Source organism: Bradyrhizobium sp., assembly GCF_016213215.1.
Classification (GTDB): domain Bacteria; phylum Pseudomonadota; class Alphaproteobacteria; order Rhizobiales; family Xanthobacteraceae; genus Bradyrhizobium.
Map to the genome: position 1 here is coordinate 35,075 of NZ_JACRAW010000109.1, position 19,814 is coordinate 54,888.

At 59.1% G+C, this 19,814-nt stretch carries 13 protein-coding genes and 1 tRNA gene; 3 read left to right on the plus strand and 11 right to left on the minus strand.

Going from position 1 to position 19,814, the window contains the following annotated elements:
- Positions 1-84: 84 nt before the first annotated feature.
- From HY852_RS18940 to HY852_RS18970, 7 genes are all read right to left on the minus strand, one after another.
- A complete protein-coding gene (locus tag HY852_RS18940) occupies positions 85-2,541 on the minus strand; it encodes an AAA family ATPase (protein WP_291606321.1) in 2,457 nt (818 codons plus the stop codon).
- A complete protein-coding gene (locus tag HY852_RS18945; RefSeq protein WP_291606322.1) occupies positions 2,538-2,747 on the minus strand; it encodes a hypothetical protein in 210 nt (69 codons plus the stop codon). The genes HY852_RS18940 and HY852_RS18945 overlap by 4 nt, the downstream gene beginning before the upstream one ends.
- Before the next feature lie 291 nt (positions 2,748-3,038).
- The gene (locus HY852_RS18950; RefSeq protein ID WP_291606323.1) at positions 3,039-4,367 is read right to left on the minus strand and encodes a DUF5623 domain-containing protein; all 1,329 of its coding nucleotides are present in this window, start codon (positions 4,365-4,367) and stop codon (positions 3,039-3,041) included.
- Positions 4,368-5,113: 746 nt separating this feature from the next.
- On the minus strand, positions 5,114-6,988 hold the full coding sequence (locus HY852_RS18955) for an AIPR family protein (protein WP_291606324.1): 1,875 nt from the start codon (positions 6,986-6,988) through the stop codon (positions 5,114-5,116).
- 657 nt (positions 6,989-7,645) lie between these two features.
- Complete coding sequence (locus tag HY852_RS18960) at positions 7,646-7,801, minus strand: hypothetical protein (RefSeq protein ID WP_291606325.1); 156 nt, start codon at positions 7,799-7,801, stop codon at positions 7,646-7,648.
- A gap of 97 nt (positions 7,802-7,898) precedes the next feature.
- A complete protein-coding gene (locus HY852_RS18965) occupies positions 7,899-8,615 on the minus strand; it encodes a DUF3223 domain-containing protein (RefSeq protein ID WP_291606326.1) in 717 nt (238 codons plus the stop codon).
- A 27-nt stretch (positions 8,616-8,642) separates the two neighbouring features.
- The gene (locus HY852_RS18970; protein WP_291606327.1) at positions 8,643-11,123 is read right to left on the minus strand and encodes an AAA family ATPase; all 2,481 of its coding nucleotides are present in this window, start codon (positions 11,121-11,123) and stop codon (positions 8,643-8,645) included.
- A gap of 986 nt (positions 11,124-12,109) precedes the next feature.
- Here HY852_RS18970 and HY852_RS27965 point away from each other — a divergent pair.
- The 3 genes from HY852_RS27965 to HY852_RS18980 all read left to right on the plus strand — a co-directional run bounded on the left by HY852_RS27965 (position 12,110) and on the right by HY852_RS18980 (position 14,776).
- Positions 12,110-12,298, plus strand: a complete 189-nt coding sequence (locus tag HY852_RS27965; protein ID WP_367116374.1) for a DUF2235 domain-containing protein — start codon at positions 12,110-12,112, stop codon at positions 12,296-12,298.
- 245 nt (positions 12,299-12,543) lie between these two features.
- A complete protein-coding gene (locus HY852_RS18975) occupies positions 12,544-13,188 on the plus strand; it encodes a hypothetical protein (RefSeq protein ID WP_291606328.1) in 645 nt (214 codons plus the stop codon).
- 61 nt (positions 13,189-13,249) lie between these two features.
- Complete coding sequence (locus tag HY852_RS18980) at positions 13,250-14,776, plus strand: hypothetical protein (protein WP_291606329.1); 1,527 nt, start codon at positions 13,250-13,252, stop codon at positions 14,774-14,776.
- A 136-nt stretch (positions 14,777-14,912) separates the two neighbouring features.
- Here HY852_RS18980 and HY852_RS18985 read toward each other — a convergent pair.
- The 4 genes from HY852_RS18985 to HY852_RS19000 form a co-directional block, all read right to left on the minus strand.
- A tRNA-Lys gene (locus tag HY852_RS18985) sits at positions 14,913-14,988 on the minus strand.
- A gap of 164 nt (positions 14,989-15,152) precedes the next feature.
- On the minus strand, positions 15,153-15,740 hold the full coding sequence (locus HY852_RS18990) for a Spy/CpxP family protein refolding chaperone (RefSeq protein ID WP_291606331.1): 588 nt from the start codon (positions 15,738-15,740) through the stop codon (positions 15,153-15,155).
- Positions 15,741-15,942: 202 nt separating this feature from the next.
- Positions 15,943-16,944, minus strand: a complete 1,002-nt coding sequence (locus HY852_RS18995; protein ID WP_291606332.1) for a TRAP transporter substrate-binding protein — start codon at positions 16,942-16,944, stop codon at positions 15,943-15,945.
- A 170-nt stretch (positions 16,945-17,114) separates the two neighbouring features.
- A complete protein-coding gene (locus tag HY852_RS19000) occupies positions 17,115-18,674 on the minus strand; it encodes a 2-isopropylmalate synthase (protein WP_291606334.1) in 1,560 nt (519 codons plus the stop codon).
- Between the last annotated feature and the right edge of the window lie 1,140 nt (positions 18,675-19,814).

Below are 19,814 nucleotides of genomic sequence, written 5' to 3' on the forward strand. Positions count from 1 at the left end.
CTGATGCAAGGCGAGCACGCGTCGCACCAAGTCACGCTCTCGCGCGGAGGTGAGTGCCCTTTTCCCTGCGAAAGCTGCTGCCGACTAGGCGCCCTTCTGGAGGAGATTGAGGTTCAGGGCTCCGCACCCGCACCGTAGCGCCTCCTTCTTGCCGCGCTCGGGAGAAACGAAATACATCTCGTTGCAGGTCTGGCAAGCAAAAGCGCCCGTGAATGCCCGGAACGACGATACCAGGGGCGCGAAATCCCCTTTCTTGAGGTCGGCCCAGTCGTTGAAATGGACGGCCGTATTGATCTGCCAGTTCTCATAGCCCGTCTTGGTCTTGGCTTCGGCGAACGTGGTTTCGATCGCATTGATCCGCTCGACGACATCCTTTTGGTTCCAGGAGTTTGCCGCAACCTTTGCCTTCTTCAGGAGCTCGCCCAACGTGCTGGTGGCATTGGGAAGAAGGTCGCCGAGCATGAACTGAGCGTCGCCGCGAAACTCCACATGAGCGCGCAGGCGATCGCAAGCCTCCTTGGCGAAATGTTCGAGGTAGTGGCGAAGAAGCGCAGCCGCGCTTCGCACGTCGTTCTTGGCGAGATAGTCCTCCACCTCGGTCCAGACGTCTCGGTCATCCCATTCCGTCGGGCCGAAGTCGACGGTCCATGTGCGGAAGTGCGCGAAGTTGCGCCCCTTGATCAGGCCCTCCGACTTCATGTGCCGCAGCCAGATCTCATCGTGCGTCGTGAAGATGAACTGCGTGTTCGGGAACTTCTCCTTTAACAGGGCGCACACTTGACGCCGGTGGCCGGCATCGACCGACATCAGGACGTCGTCGAGGACCGCGAAGGTGAAATTTTCGCCGAGCAGATGGTTCATCAAAGCGAGGTACAGGCAGAGGCCCATGCCGTCTTGATGGCCCTCACTATGGTAGGCGCCTGGCGGAAAATGCCCGCGGCCGTAAAAATCTACATCGAAACCGAGCTTGCCGATCGAGGGCATGAGCTTCGCCGTGAAGGTCTTCTCATCTTCCTCGTTGATCTTCCGATAGTAAGTCGCGAAAGCAGTCTCGACGTCCTTGTAGATTTTTTCGAGCGCGGCAGTCGTGACCTTCCCGTAGAGGGCAAACACCTTGGTGGCGCGATCGGCACGGAGCTTGGCGGCCGCGAGTTTCGAGCGAGCGCCGCGATAGTGTTCGAGCCGCTCCTGCGCCAGAACGAGAAAATCGCGCGCGGCGTCCTGCTTGGTCGGCTCCGGAATCGCGGCGATCGCCGCGTCGAGCGCGGCCAGTGCCGGCTCCAGGTCGGAGACGACATGCGCGCTGTCGAGAACCGCACGCGTGTCCTCGAGCGGGAGCAGCTTCTGAAGTTGCTGGTATCGGTCACGGAGAACGGACCTGAAGTCGGTCAAAGCCGTGGCGTCGATCTTCGGGGAGAATATGCCGGCGTGCTCGATCATAATGTTCAGCGCAGTACCGGCGGCATGGAGGCAGTCGAGGATCGGTTTCAACTCCGCCTCGAGTGCGGCACGACGCTTGCTCACGTCGTCAAGGTGGGCGAGCTTTCCCGTAAGATGGTCGGAGAAGACATCAGGCTGGAACGGTGTGTCGCAGACCGGACAAGCCGCTCCGTCGTACAGCTCAAGCGCCGACTTTAGGAGTGCCTCACGCGACAGGCCGTCGAGGCTGTCGGCATCCTTCCCGAGTTCGACAGCGTTTGCATTGGCGGTCGAACATGCTTGTTTGAAGGCATCGGCTTGAAACGCAAGGAGCGCCTGCCGCAAAGTCGCAAGATCGGCGGATGCCTGTATCTTCGGCACGCGGCCGGGCACAGCCGCAGCAGCGGCGATCAGACCGTCCTTTACCGACGTGTCGGCCTCGAGATCGGTCAGCGGCGCGAGCCCCAGTAGCTCACGGCGTGGGTTGATGGCTTCAAGGATGGATTTCTTCGTGAGTTGCGCTGTTCTGAGCGCGGCCAGCAGGTTGGTTATCGCGTCCTTTTCCGCTCGCTCAAGGCCCGAAAGATCCTTGGTGCAGGCGTTAGCGATCTTCTGCAGGACACCGCGCAGCTTCTCGATATCGTTGAGGCGCAGCAGCGATTGGACCTCTTTCGACCGCTGGCCGGGCTCCGAGAGGACGTAGCGGATCAACTCGCGGCGTGACAGTGCGAATTCGGGGTGCAGGTTGACGTTTTCAAATGCGGCGATGACATCTTTGTCTGCCGGCTTGATCTCTGGCGCACCCGCAGATTTTACCGTTCGGCGGATCTGAGCCTTCTTGTTGCCGAGCGAAGGGATGATCACATCGAGTGTCACCGAGGCCGCCTCAGGCTTGGTACGGCTATCGACGTGCGGGCCGTGCGCTTTGACCGAAAGACCGCCTGTGCCAGCGCCGGCGAGGCGGGAGATATTGCCGGTCAGGGCGAATTCGATCGCATCGACGATGCCACTCTTGCCGGTGCCGTTCGGCCCGCAGGCAGCGAAATTCTGGCCCTTGAGTTCGAGGGTCAGCTCGCGAATGCCACGAAATTCCTTGATATTTATCTTGTCGATCCGGATCATGAAACATCCGGGAAGAGAGCGGTGCGAATTGATGGCTCGGCGAAAATGCCTTCTTCGAGCACGACCTTGCGCAGTCGCGGTGCAATTTCCGCGAAACCTTCTTCTTTTGCCAAGGCGTCGAAGAACTCGCCAAGAATAACTCCGGCGACAGACTTGACCTTTACGGGCGGCTCCGCCGCCTCGTCGCTAATTTCCGCCGTATCCAAGTTGTGATTCCCCCTGCCCGTAACATAAGATAGCAGAAGATGTTGCCTGCGTCAGTGGGGGTTTCGGACCACGGATGACGCAGCCAAAGCACGCGGTCGGCGGGCCCGTGAGGATGCTGGTCGCGGTGGTGAAATCGCCGATCTGTCCCTTCAGCTTGGGCTGCCACTTCACTCTCGTTGCGCAAATCCGACCCCCCATCGGGGGCCGGGGCTCTCTGCACTGCAGAGAAAGACGGAAGCATTGAAAGAGCAGATCCCCACACTTCCGATCTTCCGATGATGTCTGAACTCTCAGCCCTTCGGCGTATTTATGGGAGCGACATTCCAAGCGCGAAGAGATGCGATCGCCAAATCGGCTTTCTTCAGCAATTGGCGCAGCGGTGAGCATTCGGGATAGTACCGGACGAGTGTCGCCTTGATCTCCTCAAGGCTTACAATATGCCGATCCCAGCTTGGGGGTGCCGCGGCTAGCGGATCACTCTCGGGAAGTTCGTGATAGTAGAGGTCGAAAAACACGTCATTCGAAAGCTCGTTGCGCTTATATTCACACTGGACCCAGTTATCGAGCTCGCAGCGGATTGCATCGACGCGTTGGTGAACGCCTGCGCGTGCTCTCGTCCCAATCAGGGTCGACTTCAGCAGCCGCCCAACCAATCTGTGCCCCTCAAGCGGCATGCGGGTCTTCGGCCGGCGCCGCGCACCCGAAAGAAACATACTATATTTGACCGAGTTGTCGGCGCCGCGCCGCTCGCCAACTGTCTTGACCTCGCGCGCCTTTGCCTCGATCTCCGCCATCCGACCCGGGCTGACAAACGCGGGCACAGTCGGCATCGACTCTCCATTCCAGGCAGACGCGACGATGGGGGCCGGTACCTCCGTCAATCGCGAGACGATCGGCTCCAGCGAATATCCCTTGGATACATCAGCCAGAAGAAAGAGCGACGTTCCGCCGTCGGGGCGATACATACCCTTCCAGCGCGAAACCGCGACCGCCCAACCATGTCGGGCCGCCCACTCCTCCTGCTCCGGAGTAACACCGCCACGGGTGTAAGGCTCAGTGGTGCGGATGAAGGTCTTCGCTGCTGGATCAAACCATGCAGCGTCGTGGTCGGAACCCGGCATCCGATACTGGAATTGTCCTCGCGGGAAGGATCGCTTCGCGTTTGACGGGACGAGTCGCGTGGCCTCGATAAACTGGATAGTTCTCGCCGCCTCGCACGCAGCCTCGCGGGCCGCCTGCTGCGACGACGCAGTGTATGTGTCTGCAAGATGATCGGGACCCTCGCGTCGCATCGTAGCCAGCCCCCGCGATGCCTTGTACTGCGTCGGCCTCAGCAACGCGTCGAGAGGCTTCACGAGCTGCATCCTCAAAAGCTCGCAACCCATCGCCTTTGTTGCACGATCTCGCCAAAGAACAGAGACGTACAGCACGGCTAATGGGCCAGGGGCTGCGAAGCCATCTCCAAGCTTGCGGAGCGCATGCTTGTAGTTTTCGAAGCCAGCCGCCTTTGATGCCATGTCTAAGGCGATGGCATACCGAATGTGATCGGACTTCTTAAATCGCTTGGCGAGCTGCTTGATGCCCTCAATCGAGGACGGACGAATGTGATCGTTCGACACGTCAGGTCTCCCGGCCCTTAGCGAAGCGTCGCCCGTCAACCACCTCTCGAGCCCGACACGACATGACGGGAACGATTGATTGTGACAGCGCCTCAACGGCTTCGCTATGACGGGCGGCAGGCTCCTGCCGAGAGCCGACTCGAACTTACCACAACCTAGACTTCTACGGAAGGATGCTCGCCCCTGCCGGGACCCGGAGGCTTCCGGCATTAACTCTTATCTACCCCCTGTCCCCTCCCCGCCAAGCTGGCAATGACCAAGGGGCTTGATGCTCGAGCTCCACTAACCGCACCAGTTTCGCTCCAGAAACGACCTTCGCAAAGCACAACGAACGAAATCGAAATCGAACGAAATCTGAGTAAAATCAACGAAACTGACCGATACTCTGCCGCTCATAACGGTCTGGTTGCAGGTTCGAGTCCTGCCGGGCCCACCAGCAATTCAATGGCTTAGCAAAACGTCAAAAAAATGGGGGCGCAGGTTGGGGCACAGGTATATGTGCTCATCTGGCAGATGCTGCGACCGCCGACGGTTACGAGCCTCACGATAGAAGAGGTAACAACTCGATGCTGCCGGCGCGCCCGCATGAGACGCGGCGTTGGCGCGTGCAGCCACAGAGCAAATGGACATTCGTTCAACGCACCAGCGTGCTGGCTGCGAGCGACAGGCCTGCCGTCGCCGCGGCTCCACGTGCAGTCGGCTTGAGTTAACTGCGTGTGCAGCGCTGATTGCGAGGCATTGATCCACTACATCTTGCTCGAAAGAACCTTGCACTTACCCAAATTCTTGAAAAGGCTAGCCGGATAGGAGTCCGCATAACCGAGCTTTACGGCCGTGAGCAGCTTCGCAATGGTGGTATGGACCAGACTTGGGATCTGGCCCTCCACCGAGGTGAACGTCTTGCCCGACTCCAGACCTAAAGCGCTTAGGACGGCCCATTCTATGAAGCGATTTCCATGAACGCAGATAAGGCCGTCACGCCCCGTGTACTTCTTCGATTCTGAACTCAATGCCTGATCAACGGCCCGAAGTGCCTGTACTGCCTGCCAAACGTACGGCCCACTGACCCCACCGTTGAAGAGCTGCTTGTAGGGTGTTTTTGACAAATCTTCCCAGAGCTTACCAATCTCCCGCTTCGCCTGGACGGCTAGCGATACGTCGGAGTTGGAGCATGCCAACGCCACTGTTGCCTCGGTAAGGTCAAACCTCTTTGCAGCAGACCCGCTCGAGGCTCCTGACTTGTATGCATACTCGACTCCCTCGATGTGGAGTTCTTGTCGAATTCTCTCTTGCTCGGGATCTAGAGCAACGAAATCACGCTTTTCAATCGCATTCTGCGTGTTGGTAAACCTAGTAACCTCGGACGCAAAGGCCGACGGACTCTTTTCACTGGAGATTATTCGTACCGGAACCATCGCTTTCTGAACGGAGTCGGGGTTTTGTGTCGCTGCCGCAAAAATCGAACCTACCGTTTGCGCGCCATTCACGACACAGAAACCGGTACATTCAAAGATGCCCGATTCGGTCGAGTTACCGCCTATTGGCTTCTTCGCCACCCCGGATGCAACAACTGTGATGCCGTTGTTAAAGTACCAGAAATCCTCTGGGCGCTTCAACAGCGTGTCAACAATGTCCTGATTGACTTGGCTCGTCCCCAAGAACTGCCGTAGGTTCTTGTCAAACAATCGGCTACCGTTAGCTTTCATCCAACTGGCGACGTCAGCGGCGCATACCTGGCCATACACACCGAAATGCGGTTCTTTTACTTGCCCCCATCCATACAGCTGAACTTCAGCCGAGACCGGGGCTCCCGCCAACCCAGCGGCAACGGCTTTATGCAGATCGCCCTGTTTCAGCACACGTACGAACATGAGGTCCGACGTGTCATTTTGAGAGGTCACGTAACTGTCGAGCGCAGCTTGGACCTCGGCACTCAAGTCCTCTTGGCCGGTATGAGCTATGACGAGCACAAAATTTGCATTTGCATCGAACAGCGCACTCTCAATGTCCGGCCGCTTAGCCTGTATTCGTGAATTTAGCGACGCGATGTCATCGTCGAGAACTTTCTTCACGCCGTCGATGAACTTCAGAACCTCTCCGAGTTCAATGGACCCGTGTCCGTCCTCATGCCATTTTGTCTGGACCAGATACAGAGTTCGGTCGCTCGGACCGAAATAGACCAGATCAATACCACCATCCTGCGCGCCGTCCGTTACTGACTTCGCCAGTTCTTCAATGGGCTCTTCAGTCATTTGCGAGACAGCCAGTGCGGCAAGCGCTCGCGTGAGAAACGCCTTTTTGACCTGCTGCGGATCGGAATGATGAGCGTAGTCACTCATGTCGATCCGGCCGTCCAATTTGGACTTCAGATATCCCTCAGTCTGGGTAACGTGCAACTTGGACATCGTTTCGCGCTTTCCATTTGGTCGAGTTGATCTTGCCGGCCAAGATGTGATGCTGCCACTGAATCCATCGGATTTGCTAGCCCCACGATAACGATCACGGGGAAATCGCATGCCGGAGATCGGCAGGACCGTCCAGTTGGCGAAGATCGAGTCAACGAACCCGACCAGGCTCGACGTCGCGACCTCTACCCGCGACATGACGCGGGACTGGCTCATCAGCGAGCCACTTCGTCGAGCGGCACGTCAAGGCGGTGTCGAGCGTAAAGACCGGGATGGCGAGCGCCGTAGCGCTGGCGAAGCTTCGATCTGTCCGAGGGCAGCGTGGCGCCTCACACCCTCGCCACAAGGCTGCTACCTGGCTGATGCAGAAGGGAGTCGAGCTGTGGCAGGCGTCCGGATTCCTTTGTATTTCGGAGAAGACGCTGATCAAAAACTATGGCCACCACTACCCGGATTACATGCGCGACGCGGCGGAGATGATCACGAAGAAACGTAAGGTCACCCGGTCTCGTTTGGGACGTCGTGCAGCGTAGAAAACCCCTTCAGTTATAGGGTTTGCTTCACTTTCAGCTGGGGCACAGGTTGAGCACAAAAAACGTGCAAGACGGGGTCAAACAGGCGCAAAATATGCAAATCAGTCAATAGCTTAGGGCACATCGTACCGCTCATAACGGTCTGGTTGCAGGTTCGAGTCTTGCCGGGCTCCACCATTCGGCAGCATCGCGTTTGAAAACATCCTACTTTTGGCTTCGCGGTCACACCCGACCCACTAGGGTGTGACAACGGTTCACGTGGTGTTCGCTGGCAGGTTTTGGAAACGTTCGCATGTCTCGATCGTTTGCCGTAGCGGGTACATGCATCGCCCGTGTCGGCTCACTCTGGATTGTCCAGCTTGTCCATCTCGGCCTTCGCCAGCGCCGTGGCCTTCTCGATGGCCTCTTGTCGCGTCAGGGTGCTCGGGTTCAATCGGCGTGAGACAAGGTTGTCCCAGTAGAACCTGACCGATTTCCGCCCGTCCGCGAACCACACTTCAAGGCTTCCGCAGTCGTCGTCTACGCCACGGTGGGGGAATGACGCGGATGGGATCGCCTTCGGCCATTGGAAACAAGCGCTGTGTCCGGAAACGTCAGGTCGTTAGTGTATCCCAAGATCTTCGTACTTTGGGAATCTTCAGGTTCGCAGTCTTCTCAATGAGCCTTAGTTGGGCATGTTGTTGGTGGTAACTCTGCCAATGTTGAGCTAATACCCGGTCAACGAACCGCGCTTGCACGCCCTGCACAGAGCCGACTTGGACCTTCAGAGGATTTATGCTGCGCAGTTGGCAAAACGCGAACAGAAGCTCGTCGAAGCTCCGACCATGATGATCCACCGCGCAATTACTTGCCGTGAGCTGGAGGCCCGTTACGGAGCACGGTGTTCCGACTGAAAGTGCCGTTGCTCTGTAGTTCATCGTTTGCCGTGCGACCTCAATCCGAGCAGCATTGCGGAAATCACGCAAAGCCTGCGGTATCAGGGTTGCCGTCCGGGCGGTTTCGATCCGTCGGATGGCATGCGGGAATGAAATATCGATTTGGTCATCGTCCGCCGACTGAATAGCGAAGCAGCGCGTCACCCTTCCATTCGCACGCACCGTCATGGTGGTGAAGCCGACAAAGCCGCCAGCAGTTTTGTCATCCCACTCGTCATGCCATGTGCCGAACAGATCAAGCAGAAAGGCAACATCCGGAGCCGCCGCAACCAAGGCGCCATCAGGCGTTGCGTCGCGAATCTTGCGGCAGCGCTCTGTAATCCCTGCCTTCGTCGTGAATGCATCGCCACCGATGCTGTATTTCGCCTTCGCCATTGAAGCCCTCTGTTGGTGTGCGCGAAGTCACCGCCGCCGCTTCTGAATCGCCGCAACCCAGTTCTCCAGCGCGTCAATATCGTCCTTCAGTTCGTTCGGCTCAGGCACGGGCGCGCGTGCCGCAGCCGCTTGATCATGGCCCGGAAGCCACCTCGAACATTTGGTCATCGCGGCATCAAGCGCTTGGCAATCCTCGTCCGTAACGTCGGAAATCATGGCAAGCCGTTGCGTTTGAACACTCGGGCGGTACCGTTCAACAATTCCATTCAAAAGAACTTCTTCAAGCGCACGTTCCCATGCTTCGCGCAGCAGGCCGTAGAGATGCTTTGCATCTTTTTCGTAGGCATCCTGATGGCCATCACGAAAAAGTTTATCTGCAGCTTGGCGCGCGTTCTTGAGATGTCCGATTTTCTTTTTTACGGGCAAGGCGACCCACGGCAGCTCCTCTTCGCAGACTCCAGCTCCCTTGGAGAGTTGCCGAATATGCTGATCGAGCTGATCGATATTGAGTTCAGCGGCATATTGCTTGAGAAACAATAGGAAAACGACATCATGAGTGAAGACAATGACTTGTCGCGCCTCTGACTCCACTACCAGTCGCCGTGCTACTGCCTCGCGGTATTTGTAATCCAGCGATGAGACCGGATCGTCAAACACGATCCCGGAAGGATCATCGGCGGTGCTGAGTTCGGCAAAAAATGCTGCAATCGAAAGACACCGCTGCTCACCCTCACTTACGACCTTTGGCAGTTCGACGCCGGGCGCGCGAGTCAGTGCCAGCTTGTGATAGAGGACGCCGTCCGATCCTCCTGCTTCGCGAAGTTCAACCTCGACATGGCGAAAGCCGAGCTGCGCTAGTTCGTCCTTGAACCTCTGCTTGAGCTTCAGTGAAACAGCGGTCTTGGTAACAGCAGTGCTCTTTTGCGTGATCGTTTGCGTCTTGGTCTCGTCGAGGCAGAGGCCATAGGCAGCATATTTCTTTCTCCGTTCAATATCGTCGAGGATCGCCTGCTGGTGCCGTGCAAGCAGACCTCTAGCGCGCAGCTCCAACACTTCGGAGAACATGGCATCGCGCATTTGGCTCGTTGCACTGTCCCTAAGCGTTTTGATCCGCGACCTAAGCTGTGCGGCGAGCGCATCGGCCTCGTGAGCAATGCTTACCAACTCTGGGCAATCGGCGACAAGATCCCGGTTCTCGGCCAAAGCTGAAACCACCGCGTTTCGACGTTCTTCATTCGTCAACAACGCGGCTGCTATCGAATCTGCAAGCGGCGCGTGCTCGATACGGATTTCATTGAGCAAATCTTCAGCGGCAGGAGTGACAATGGGAACGTCAATAAAAGTCTTTTTGAGCTGAGAAAGAGACTCCCTCAGCTCCCGAAGCTCTTTTTCCGTCGTCGAAGCGACGAACGCCTCGAATTGCTTAAGCCTGTGGCCAGCCGCATGGTCTAGATCCTGCTGGCACAACACACAAACGGCACCATCATCAACGACGGGGAATGTTTGGGCGGGATAGGCGCTCTCTTGAGAGAACTGACGTGCCGCCTCCCAGAGAGCTGTCCAAGTTTCTGCGCCAGTGCCGGGCAGCATGTTCGCTGGGAAGGCCCCTTCGCAAAGGCGTTTGGCTTTTCCGGCTCTTCGATAGCCTTCAGCTCGCACGGTGAAGACCTCGGCAATAGCTCCTGCGGATAGTGTCGCTTCGATGTTCTTGAGCTGGCGCGCGAACGCTTCGACACGTCCTGCGCGCAAGTCCAGTTGCTGGGCCAGTTTAACGGGATCATTGGCCTGGAGATCGCCTAACGACTTCTCTAGTTCTGCGAGCCGAGCGCTTTCTTCCGACGACAGGCTCGCCATCGCTCGAACCGTCTCCGGCCTTGTAAGCGAGCTAATCCCCGCGAGAAATTTCGCGGCAGCCGTCCCGTGAGGAATTTCTACTTGTATGGTGCTCAGGGCATCGGCACTCAAGGCGTTCCGTTCGGCCTCAAGTTTCGCTCGCACGGACTTGCATGCCTTGACCAGCTTGTCGAACAGATCCAGTCCGAATGGGCGAAATGCCACATCTGTCTTTTCGGTCAAGTAGACGGCGGCGCATTGGGTGTCGAACACGCTCACGCGAGAAATGGAGCTGTCATCGCCTTCGCCCGTCCATTCGCGCGGCTGCTCTTCGGCTCCAACCCCATACTTGATTGATACCACGGGCGAGAGCGGCGTTGTTCCGGAAGTGACGTTTCCGAGAATCTGCTCTTGGCCTCGTGCTCGGCATGCGCTCTTGAGTATGCGGATATACCCGGACTTTCCAGCGGCATTGTCGCCGTAGACGACGGTGAGATTGGGCCCGAACTTGAGAGTCTGATCCTCTGCGAGCGCGTTCACCCCACGGTGATGAAATATGGACAGCAGGGAAACGGGAGCGTTGCCCGCTGCCTCTGCCGGTACATCGTCGCTGGTCAGCGGAGCGACAGCTTGCTGTTCTGCAAGTCCGTAGGCGCTTTTGCAGATGTCAGTCAACGCCCCAATATCGTCTTCCGAGAGTTCGCCATTTAGCACAAGGCGACGTAGAGCATCGCGCTGCCAAGTCGGGCGGTCATACGACCACGCGAGTATTTCTTGGAGTACTGTCACGGGTTAGCTGACGGTTTCGTGGTTAAGTGCAGCTTGCTGCATTTGCATAACCTTGGGTTGCGGGTCAATTCCGAGAGGTGGGAAAGTCTCAATAAAAGCAGGGTTCACGGTGCTTAAACACAGGGACTTCGCTCACGAGCTCCCAACGCGGCCGCTGGCGAGGCGCGCCATGTATCCCGGCATAGGGCCGTCAACCATTGGGGTGAAGCGGGCTCACCATGTGTGCTGGCCGTTCCAGCAATGACCAGCACAGCCTCTTAGCGGCCACGGCAGGTTCAGCGCTCGCCGCTCATGTCGATTAGAAGCAACAATGCTCCTGCAGCAACGGTCTGATCACCGGAAGCCCTCATTCGACATGCGGCCGCCGCCTGCCCTTTAGGGGTACGGAGCGCTCGCCGCTTTTTTCGTGCGCCTTGCAGGAATATCCCCATGATTGGTGGTCGCCCGGCGACATCGACGGGACCCTCAGGCGCCCGAGAGGTGGCGCGGAGATCACCCAGCATGGTTAGACTGAGCCTGAAGCTCCCAAAGATCCAGTTCGAGGGCCGCTCGGGGCGTGTTGCTTCATGGTCGCAGCGTTCTGCGTCCTCGCAGCCGCCCTGCTCTTGAAGGCGACCGTTTAGTGCGTTTGCCGCCCTTGGATGGGTAAGGATTGGCGCGAAGCGCCGGCGGCAATTTCTAGACCTTGATCTGTCCCAGAGTGCCACTTCCTAACCTGTGGGACCGCGGGACAGGGACAAGTGGTCTTTTGGACAGTCGCCGTTTTCGGGTACCGGTTGGGTCCCGCCGCTTGAACGTGGACGAACGCAGAAGACCTGACGGTCAAAACGCTGATCCCGATGTAGGCTGCGCCAAGCACGCGATTTCAGTTGATGAGAACCGCGCCGACTTCAAGCGGGTGGGCTGGTCACCCGATACAGGAGAAGCAAGACAGGCGGGACGAACACCGCAGCCTGCACTTCGAACAGGTATGGTTTCTGGGAGTGCACGCCGATATCGGTAGCGGCTACCTGGAGAAGGACGCGCGCCTGCACGTCGCTGACGATATTGAACTGACATGAAGGAACGCCGGCTGTGTCGGACGCCTTTGAACAGTCGCCCTTGTCTTCTGCTGCCCCGGCGCCGATCACATTGTTGAGAGTGGACGGTTTGGCGAACTCGAAAATTCACCGTTTGAAAAACCGTTTTAGTTCGGCTCTCTCAAACGGTCTTTCTCGCTAAGATCTTGATAAATATGGTGGGCGCACCAGGGCTCGAACCTGGGACCCGCTGATTAAGAGTCAGCAGGTCCATAGGCGACCATCTGGTGCTTGATCCTGGTTTTCTAAGTACCGCACCAGTTTCGCACCAGAAAAAACGTTATCCAACGGATGCTATCGAGCCAGTACGAAAACGCAGCAAAATCAACGAAGGCCGTCAATATTCTGCCGCTCATAACGATCTGGATGTAGGTTCGCATAAGGGGCGCGCGAATGCTCGACGTGACAGCGCCGCTTGCATCGTATTTGCACTCCAAATTAGCCGAATTCCCTACGAATGGTCCGTGCGCTTTTCCCCTTCGTTCTTGTCTGCTCCCATCTTCCATCGACATTGGTCAATGGAGAGAAGAGTGACGCGACGTTGCGGACTTATGCATTTGCGCCTGCCGAATAGTCCGCAGAGGATATTGCCGCCCTATTCTTCGACCGAGGTTGCGATGGCCATAGGCATCTCACTGGACACTTTCTATCGCACGCGCCAAATCCGGCACGAGCGCGACGGCTTGCCAGCGCCGATCAGCGAACGGGGGCCGCTTAAATGGGAACGTAGTGGCTTCGACACCTGGCTGACTCGGCATCATCCTATGCGCCCGAAGACCATCGCTAATGACACATTCGCGCCACCCTCGGCAGCAAGCGATGAAGAACATCGCGAGCGGCTGAGAACGGCCTATGGGCATCATGACGCTTGACATTCCGGATCGTGCTAGATTCCAATAGGTGCCTTCACTTACTTCGGCACCGAGGCTTTCTATGGCCGATCCGAAATTTCCCTATGTGAAGTGGCGTAACGGTCGTCCGCGCTCGTCTCATGGCGCTTACGCCAGGGCGCTCGGCTTTGTCGACGCCGACCTTCGCCATCCGCCCAACGATGAAAAGGGCCGCCCGGTCGGCGCATGGTTCAATCTTCAGGAGGCATCCGATTTTTCCGACAAACGAAGATCGGAAATTGAGGCGGCGCGCCGCGCAGGCAAATTGCCGAAAAAGATTACTGCCCGGAGGCGTACCTCGATTGAGGATCTTCTGGACGACTGGAGCAAGTCGGCCGAGTTCAAGGCATTGTCGACCGCCTCGCAATCATCCTACCGCAAGTGTATCTCCGCCGTCCTCTATCGGCCGCAGACGCGTGAAGCCGCTGCGAAGATGCGTGCCGAGGTCCGCGCCGCCAGACTGCTCGGCGTGGCCGAGCCCGCGCGCGAACTTGAGGCGATCGCGACCGCCACACCATCGTCGATCGGGAAGCCGGAACTCCGAGCATTCTACAACTACGCGAAATCGGTACGCGGTCATCATATGGCGCTTGCGATGATAGCGACGCTATCAGCCGCATTTACCTGGGGCCAGGAGAGCGTCTTGTGGCGCCTCGGACCCAACCCGCGAGAGGGGATGGAGTTCGATCATCCGGACGGCCGCATCGTGCTGGTCTCGATGCCGGAATTCTCTGCCTGGGTTGCCGCAGCCGATGCAATCGAACGCTGTTCTGTCGGCGACAGTTTCTATCTCGCACTGTTCACTGGTCAACGCCAGACAGATCGCCTGATCATGCGTAACGAAAGCGACGTGGAGGGACGGCACGCATTCCGGCAGAGCAAGACTGGCGAACTCGTCGATATCAAGGAGGCACCACAACTCACTACACGGCTCAATGCGGCGCGCACGCGGGTGAAGGCGCTCAAATTGCGGCTTCAACTTGAGAAGGTGCCGCCTGAACTTGTCGTCAACGAGGACAATGGCGAGCCTTATGACGAGAGCACCTATCGGCATTGGGTGTCGACTGCGCGCGCTATCGCCGTGTTCGGCTTTCTCGCGCGGGATAACGTGCGCAAGGCGATCGTCCGCGCGGAGCGACTGACCTCCGAACTGATCAGGAACGTCGACACGCAATTTTCACCTTTCCCGCTCGATGAAGAGAACAAAGCAAGGCGCGCCCGCGCGATCGATCAGCGCGCGCGTGTGCTGGCGGAATGGCTGGATGTGCAGGCGGCCCGCGACAGCAATGGAAATGAGGCGGCATGGCGCCTGAAGCCGTGCCCGTCGCTGATGTTCGTCAATGGCGCCGGCGAACTCGACCAGAAACACGACCAGGACCTGCGGGATACGTGCGTCATGCTGCTCGATCGCGCAGGCTGCGACCTGTTGACGATCTGCGACATCACCGGGCACTCGTACCGGAGTGCGCAGACGATCGTGAAGCATTACCGCGCCCGCAATGCCGATCGCGCCGATGCCGGCATCGACCGGCTCGAATTGCAGGTACGCAAGGAAGGGATGAAAGGCTGATCGCTCACCGGGTCGAACGGGGCGTCGTCAACTCGTCGCACGGCGTGCGACGTACGACCACAAAAAACGTCGCACGAGACCCGTTTTGTTCTCGACGACGACTTCCGTAAGTTGTTGAAAAAGATGAATTTTTGTTTGGTGGGCGCACCAGGGCTCGAACCTGGGACCCGCTGATTAAGAGTCAGCTGCTCTACCAACTGAGCTATGCGCCCGACGGGCCGGAACGGGCCTGCGAGGGGGGTCGTTTAGCAAAGCAGTCCGGCGAAGGCAAGCGAACCGGCCGCAGTTTTCCAACGTTAGCCGCGCCACCCGCCAAGGCAAAAAGCCGCTGGATTCCAGCGGCTTCGGTTGCCCTCGTCAAAGGTAGGCGGCGCCTTCAGAGGCGGCCCGCCCCGTCCCTGTCGGACCCGCCGTCCCGATCGAAAGAGCGGTCGCCGTGGTGGTGCCGGTCCATGCCATGCTCCCTCCAGGACCGGGGCCCGTGTGGACCTTCGGCCCCGAACGGACCCCGATGGCGGGTCAGGACGGCAAGGCGCCGCTTCTGGCCGTCGTCCAGCGTCTTGTAGAGCGGATCGGCGGCATCGGCGATCTTCTTGAGCGCCGCGGAGGTCGCCGCCATGTCGTCGGCGCGCTGGCGCAGCCGCGCGACCGGATCGTCCAGCTTCTGGTCCTGGTCAGTGCCGCGCTGGGCGTTCATGCGCGCATGGGCGCGGTCGATCCTCAGCTTGGCGAACTCGCGCACGGCTGCCTCGACCGGCGGCCACAGTTTTTCCTGATCCGCGTTGAGCTTCAGCCCGGCATGAACGGCAGCGATCTTCGCATCGACGAAGGCGGCCCGATCCTCCGGATTCATGCGCATGTGCCGCATGTGCTCTGAAGACCACGGGCGGTGATACTGCGCGTAAACCGCGGTCGAGCCGGCGATGCTGAGCACGGCAATGGCGGCGATGGCGAACTTCTTCATGGGGACCTCCTCGTGAAAGGTTTGTTGAAGATGGGCTCGCCTCAAGGCGCATTCAACTTACAGTTTGGACAGAGTGCGATGTGTTACCAAGATGTAATGTCGCGACAATCACAACTACGATTCAAATACAGAGGGCCTCCGTACCGCGGTACGGAGGCCCTCTCGTCACGTTCGACTGTTCGTTCGACTGTTCACGTCGAGCCTAGTTGCCCGCAGCCTTCGTTTCCTTCTGGAACTCGTCGAGCACGGCCTGGCCGACGCGAGAGGCCATCTCCTGGTACACCGGCTCCATGACCTTGCGCATCGCGGCGTCCTGCTCCGCCGTCAGCGTGATGATCTCGGTCTTGCCGCTCTTCTTGATCTCGGCGAGCGCGTCATCGTTCTCCTTCTGCGACTGCGCGTTGCTGAAATCGGTCGCCTCCTTCATCGCCTTCGAGAGCTGGCCGCGAATGTCGGCCGGCAGACCGTCCCAGAACTTCTTGTTCACGATGACCGCATAGCCGATGTAGCCATGGTTGGTCTGGGTCATGTACTTCTGAACCTCGTGCATCTTCTGGGTGTAGATGTTCGACCAGGTATTCTCCTGCCCGTCGACCACACCCGTTTGCAGCGCCTGGTACACTTCCGAGAACGCCATCACCTGCGGCAGCGCGCTCAGCGCGCGAAATTGGGCCTGCAGCACCTTCGATGACTGGATGCGGAATTTGACGCCCTTGTAGTCGTCCGGCGTGACGAGCTTCTTGTTGGCGCTCATCTGCTTGAAGCCGTTGTCCCAGTAGGCAAGACCGACGAGGCCCTTGGGTTCGAGCATCTTGAGCAGCTTTTCGCCAAGCGGTCCCTCCGTCACCTTACGCAGGGCCTTCCTGTTCGGCAGAATGTAGGGCAGGTCGAATACCTCGAATTCCTTGATGCCGAGCGGACCGAATTTGGAGACCGACGGAGCCAGCATCTGCACGGAGCCGAGTTGCAGCGCCTCCAGCTCTTCCTTGTCCTTGTAGAGCGTCGAGTTGGGATAGACCTCGACCTTCACCTTGCCGGCCGTGTACTTCTCGGCCAGCTCCTTGAACTTCTCGGCGCCAAGGCCCTTCGGCGTGTTGGCCGCGACGACGTGGCTGAACTTGATAACGATCGGATCGTCCGCGGCGGCCGGGCCGGCAAAGGCCAAGGCTGCAATGGATGCCGCTGTAAATACGAGCTTCCGCATAGTGCCTCCCACATAGGTGTCGTCGAAGCGCCCGGCAGATCCGCGCGTCTTCGACTGGTGCAGCAATACAGCCAAGTCGGCCCCATGGCTATTGCTCTTTGGGGGAGCTTGACGCCCCCGCCCTCTCACTCTCGCCTTGCGAGAGAGAGTGAAGGGCATTGGCGGTAAAATCAGCTCGCGGCCTGGGTCGGCATGTCGCGCTGCTTCTTCATGACGATTTTGTTGAGCGCGCCGAGATAGGCCTTCGCCGAAGCCACCAGCGTATCGGGATCGGCGGCGCGCGCCGTCATCGAACGGCCGTCCTGGGAAAGCCGCACCGACACCTCCGCCTGCGCGTCGGTGCCCTCCGTGACGGCGTGGACCTGGTACAGTTCGAGCTTGGCCTGGTGCGGCACCAAGGCCTTGATGCAGTTGAACACCGCATCCACCGGACCGTTGCCCTCGGCCTCCTCGATCCTGGTCTGGCCGTCGATGTCGAGCTTCATGGTCGCGCGCTGCGGGCCATGGGTGCCGGCGATCACCGTCAGCGAGGACAGCTTGATGCGGTCGTAGGCGGCCGCGATCTCCTCATCGAGCAGCGCCTCGATGTCCTCGTCATAGATCTCCTTCTTGCGGTCGGCGAGCGCCTTCATGCGCACGAAGGCATCCTCGACCTGGTTGGCGCCGAGCTTGTAACCCATCTCCTCCAGCTTGTGGACGAACGCATGCCGCCCGGAGTGCTTGCCCAGCACCAGCGAAGACTGCTTCAGGCCGACCATTTCGGGCCGCATGATCTCGTAGGTGGAAGCGTCCTTCAGCATGCCGTCCTGGTGAATGCCGCTTTCATGCGCGAACGCATTTCGGCCGACGATCGCCTTGTTGTACTGCACCGGGAACGAGGTCGCCGCCGAAACCAGCTTTGACGCGCGCGTCAACATGGTGGTGTCGATCTTGTTCCAGTACGGGTACTTGTCCTTGCGCACATTGATCGCCATCACGATTTCCTCGAGCGCGGCGTTGCCCGCCCGCTCGCCGATACCGTTGACGGTGCATTCGACCTGACGCGCGCCGCCGCCGATGCCGGCCAGCGAATTCGCCACCGCCATGCCGAGGTCGTTGTGACAGTGGACCGAGAACACGGCCTTGTCGGAATTCGGCACGCGCTCGATCACCGTCCGTATGAATTGCGCATATTCCTCGGGCACCGCATAGCCGACGGTATCGGGGATGTTGACCGTGGTGGCGCCGGCCTTGATGACGGTCTCGACGATGCGGCACAGGAAGTCCATCTCGCTGCGGGTGCCGTCTTCGGCTGACCATTCGACGTCGTCGATCAGATTGCGCGCGCGGGTGACGCTGGCGATCGAGGCTTCGATCACCTGCTCCGGCGACATGCCGAGCTTTACCCGCATGTGCAGCGGCGAGGTGGCGATGAAAGTATGGACTCGGCCGCGCTTTGCGAATTTCACCGCCTCCGCGCAGCGGTCGATGTCGTTCGGCTGCCCGCGCGACAGGCCGGCGATGACGGCGTTCTTGGAGCGGCGGGCGATCTCGCTCACCGCCTGGAAGTCGCCTTCCGAGGCGATGGGAAAGCCGGCCTCGATGACATCGACGCCCAGGTCGTCGAGCATTTCGGCGACCTCGAGCTTTTCCTCGAAGCTCATGGTGGCGCCGGGGCACTGTTCGCCGTCGCGCAGCGTGGTGTCGAAAATGATGACGCGGTCCTTCTCGGACTTGTTCACGGGGGCCATTTCAAAAATTCCTTTAGGCTGGTGCGCTCGTCTTGCCTTGAGCGCTGAGGGGTCCGGTGATCTCGTACTACCCCTGAGTGCCCAGGCGCATACCGCCCAGCCGGCCCTCAGGGGCAGATAAGAAGAAGCCCGCCAAGAAGGAGGGTGGACAGCGAGGCAGCCGGAATCGCGGCAGGAACAGCCCAAGCCGCCTCCCCCGAAATTCCCTCGATGTGGCTGCGAATCAGCATTGCCAGACCCTAGTGAGCCGCGAAATCCTCGGCCAAAACCATTGACGGTTCGTTGCCGTGGCGGCTGAGAGGCATTTCTTAACGAGAACGGCCCACAGCCGCAACGCCAAAAGAGGGTCAGTATTGATGACCTATTTGCGACAACTTCGGTTTATTCCCTCCACCCTTCTCGGAAAGGGTAGCCGCAACGGCGGCGCTTGAGGCGGGCTGCCTTCTGGACACCCGTCATGGCCGGGCTCGTCCCGGCCATCCACGTGACGTCGTGAAGGAAGACGTGGATGCCCGGGACAAGCCCGGGCATTACGACTGAGTATGTGGCGCACGTCAGCTTCAACAGCGTCATTGCGAGGAGCGCAAGCTCCGAAGCAATCCAGACTGTCACCGCGGAGACAGTCTGGATTGCTTCGCTTCGCGCGCAATGACGGGCAAACGACAACACCGAATCTCAAATAGTAGATATGAATCCGCCTTCTCGCGGCGCGTTTGCGCCCGAGTTTTGTTTCACTTTCTCACCCTCTTCAGAAACAGAGGGCGCAGGGAAGGCCGGGTGCCGGCTGGCACCCGCGGTCCGTGCGCAAGACGCACACGGCTTGGACCACAGGGCAGCCGGAGCAACCCGGCCTTCCCTGCACGGATGGTTTTAACGGCTTATGTCGTGATCTCCCCGGTGAGACGAGCTCTATTGCCACCGTCGCCCGCGCGGATTCCTTGGCGCCTCGCACCGGTTGGTATGAGTCACCTCCACGGGCTTGACGCCAGCTTCGGGCGTCAGGACCACACGATTTGGCCGTCCGCGCACATCCTCGCCAGGCGTTCGACGGCTGGCGTGTGCTCACCCTCGAAGCCTTAAGCGAAGACGCTTTCAGCGCCGTTCGTCCACGCGAAAGCCTTGCTCACGGACTTGAGGCCC

Bases quoted from the DNA above. Each gene is read 5' to 3' on its own strand.
- HY852_RS18940 (WP_291606321.1), bottom strand. From the start codon at position 2,541: ATGATCCGGATCGACAAGATAAATATCAAGGAATTTCGTGGCATTCGC.
- HY852_RS18955 (WP_291606324.1), bottom strand. From the start codon at position 6,988: ATGAGCCAGTCCCGCGTCATGTCGCGGGTAGAGGTCGCGACGTCGAGC.
- HY852_RS18965 (WP_291606326.1), bottom strand. From the start codon at position 8,615: ATGGCGAAGGCGAAATACAGCATCGGTGGCGATGCATTCACGACGAAG.
- HY852_RS27965 (WP_367116374.1), top strand. From the start codon at position 12,110: ATGAGAACCGCGCCGACTTCAAGCGGGTGGGCTGGTCACCCGATACAG.
- HY852_RS18980 (WP_291606329.1), top strand. From the start codon at position 13,250: ATGGCCGATCCGAAATTTCCCTATGTGAAGTGGCGTAACGGTCGTCCG.
- HY852_RS18990 (WP_291606331.1), bottom strand. From the start codon at position 15,740: ATGAAGAAGTTCGCCATCGCCGCCATTGCCGTGCTCAGCATCGCCGGC.
- HY852_RS18995 (WP_291606332.1), bottom strand. From the start codon at position 16,944: ATGCGGAAGCTCGTATTTACAGCGGCATCCATTGCAGCCTTGGCCTTT.
- HY852_RS19000 (WP_291606334.1), bottom strand. From the start codon at position 18,674: ATGGCCCCCGTGAACAAGTCCGAGAAGGACCGCGTCATCATTTTCGAC.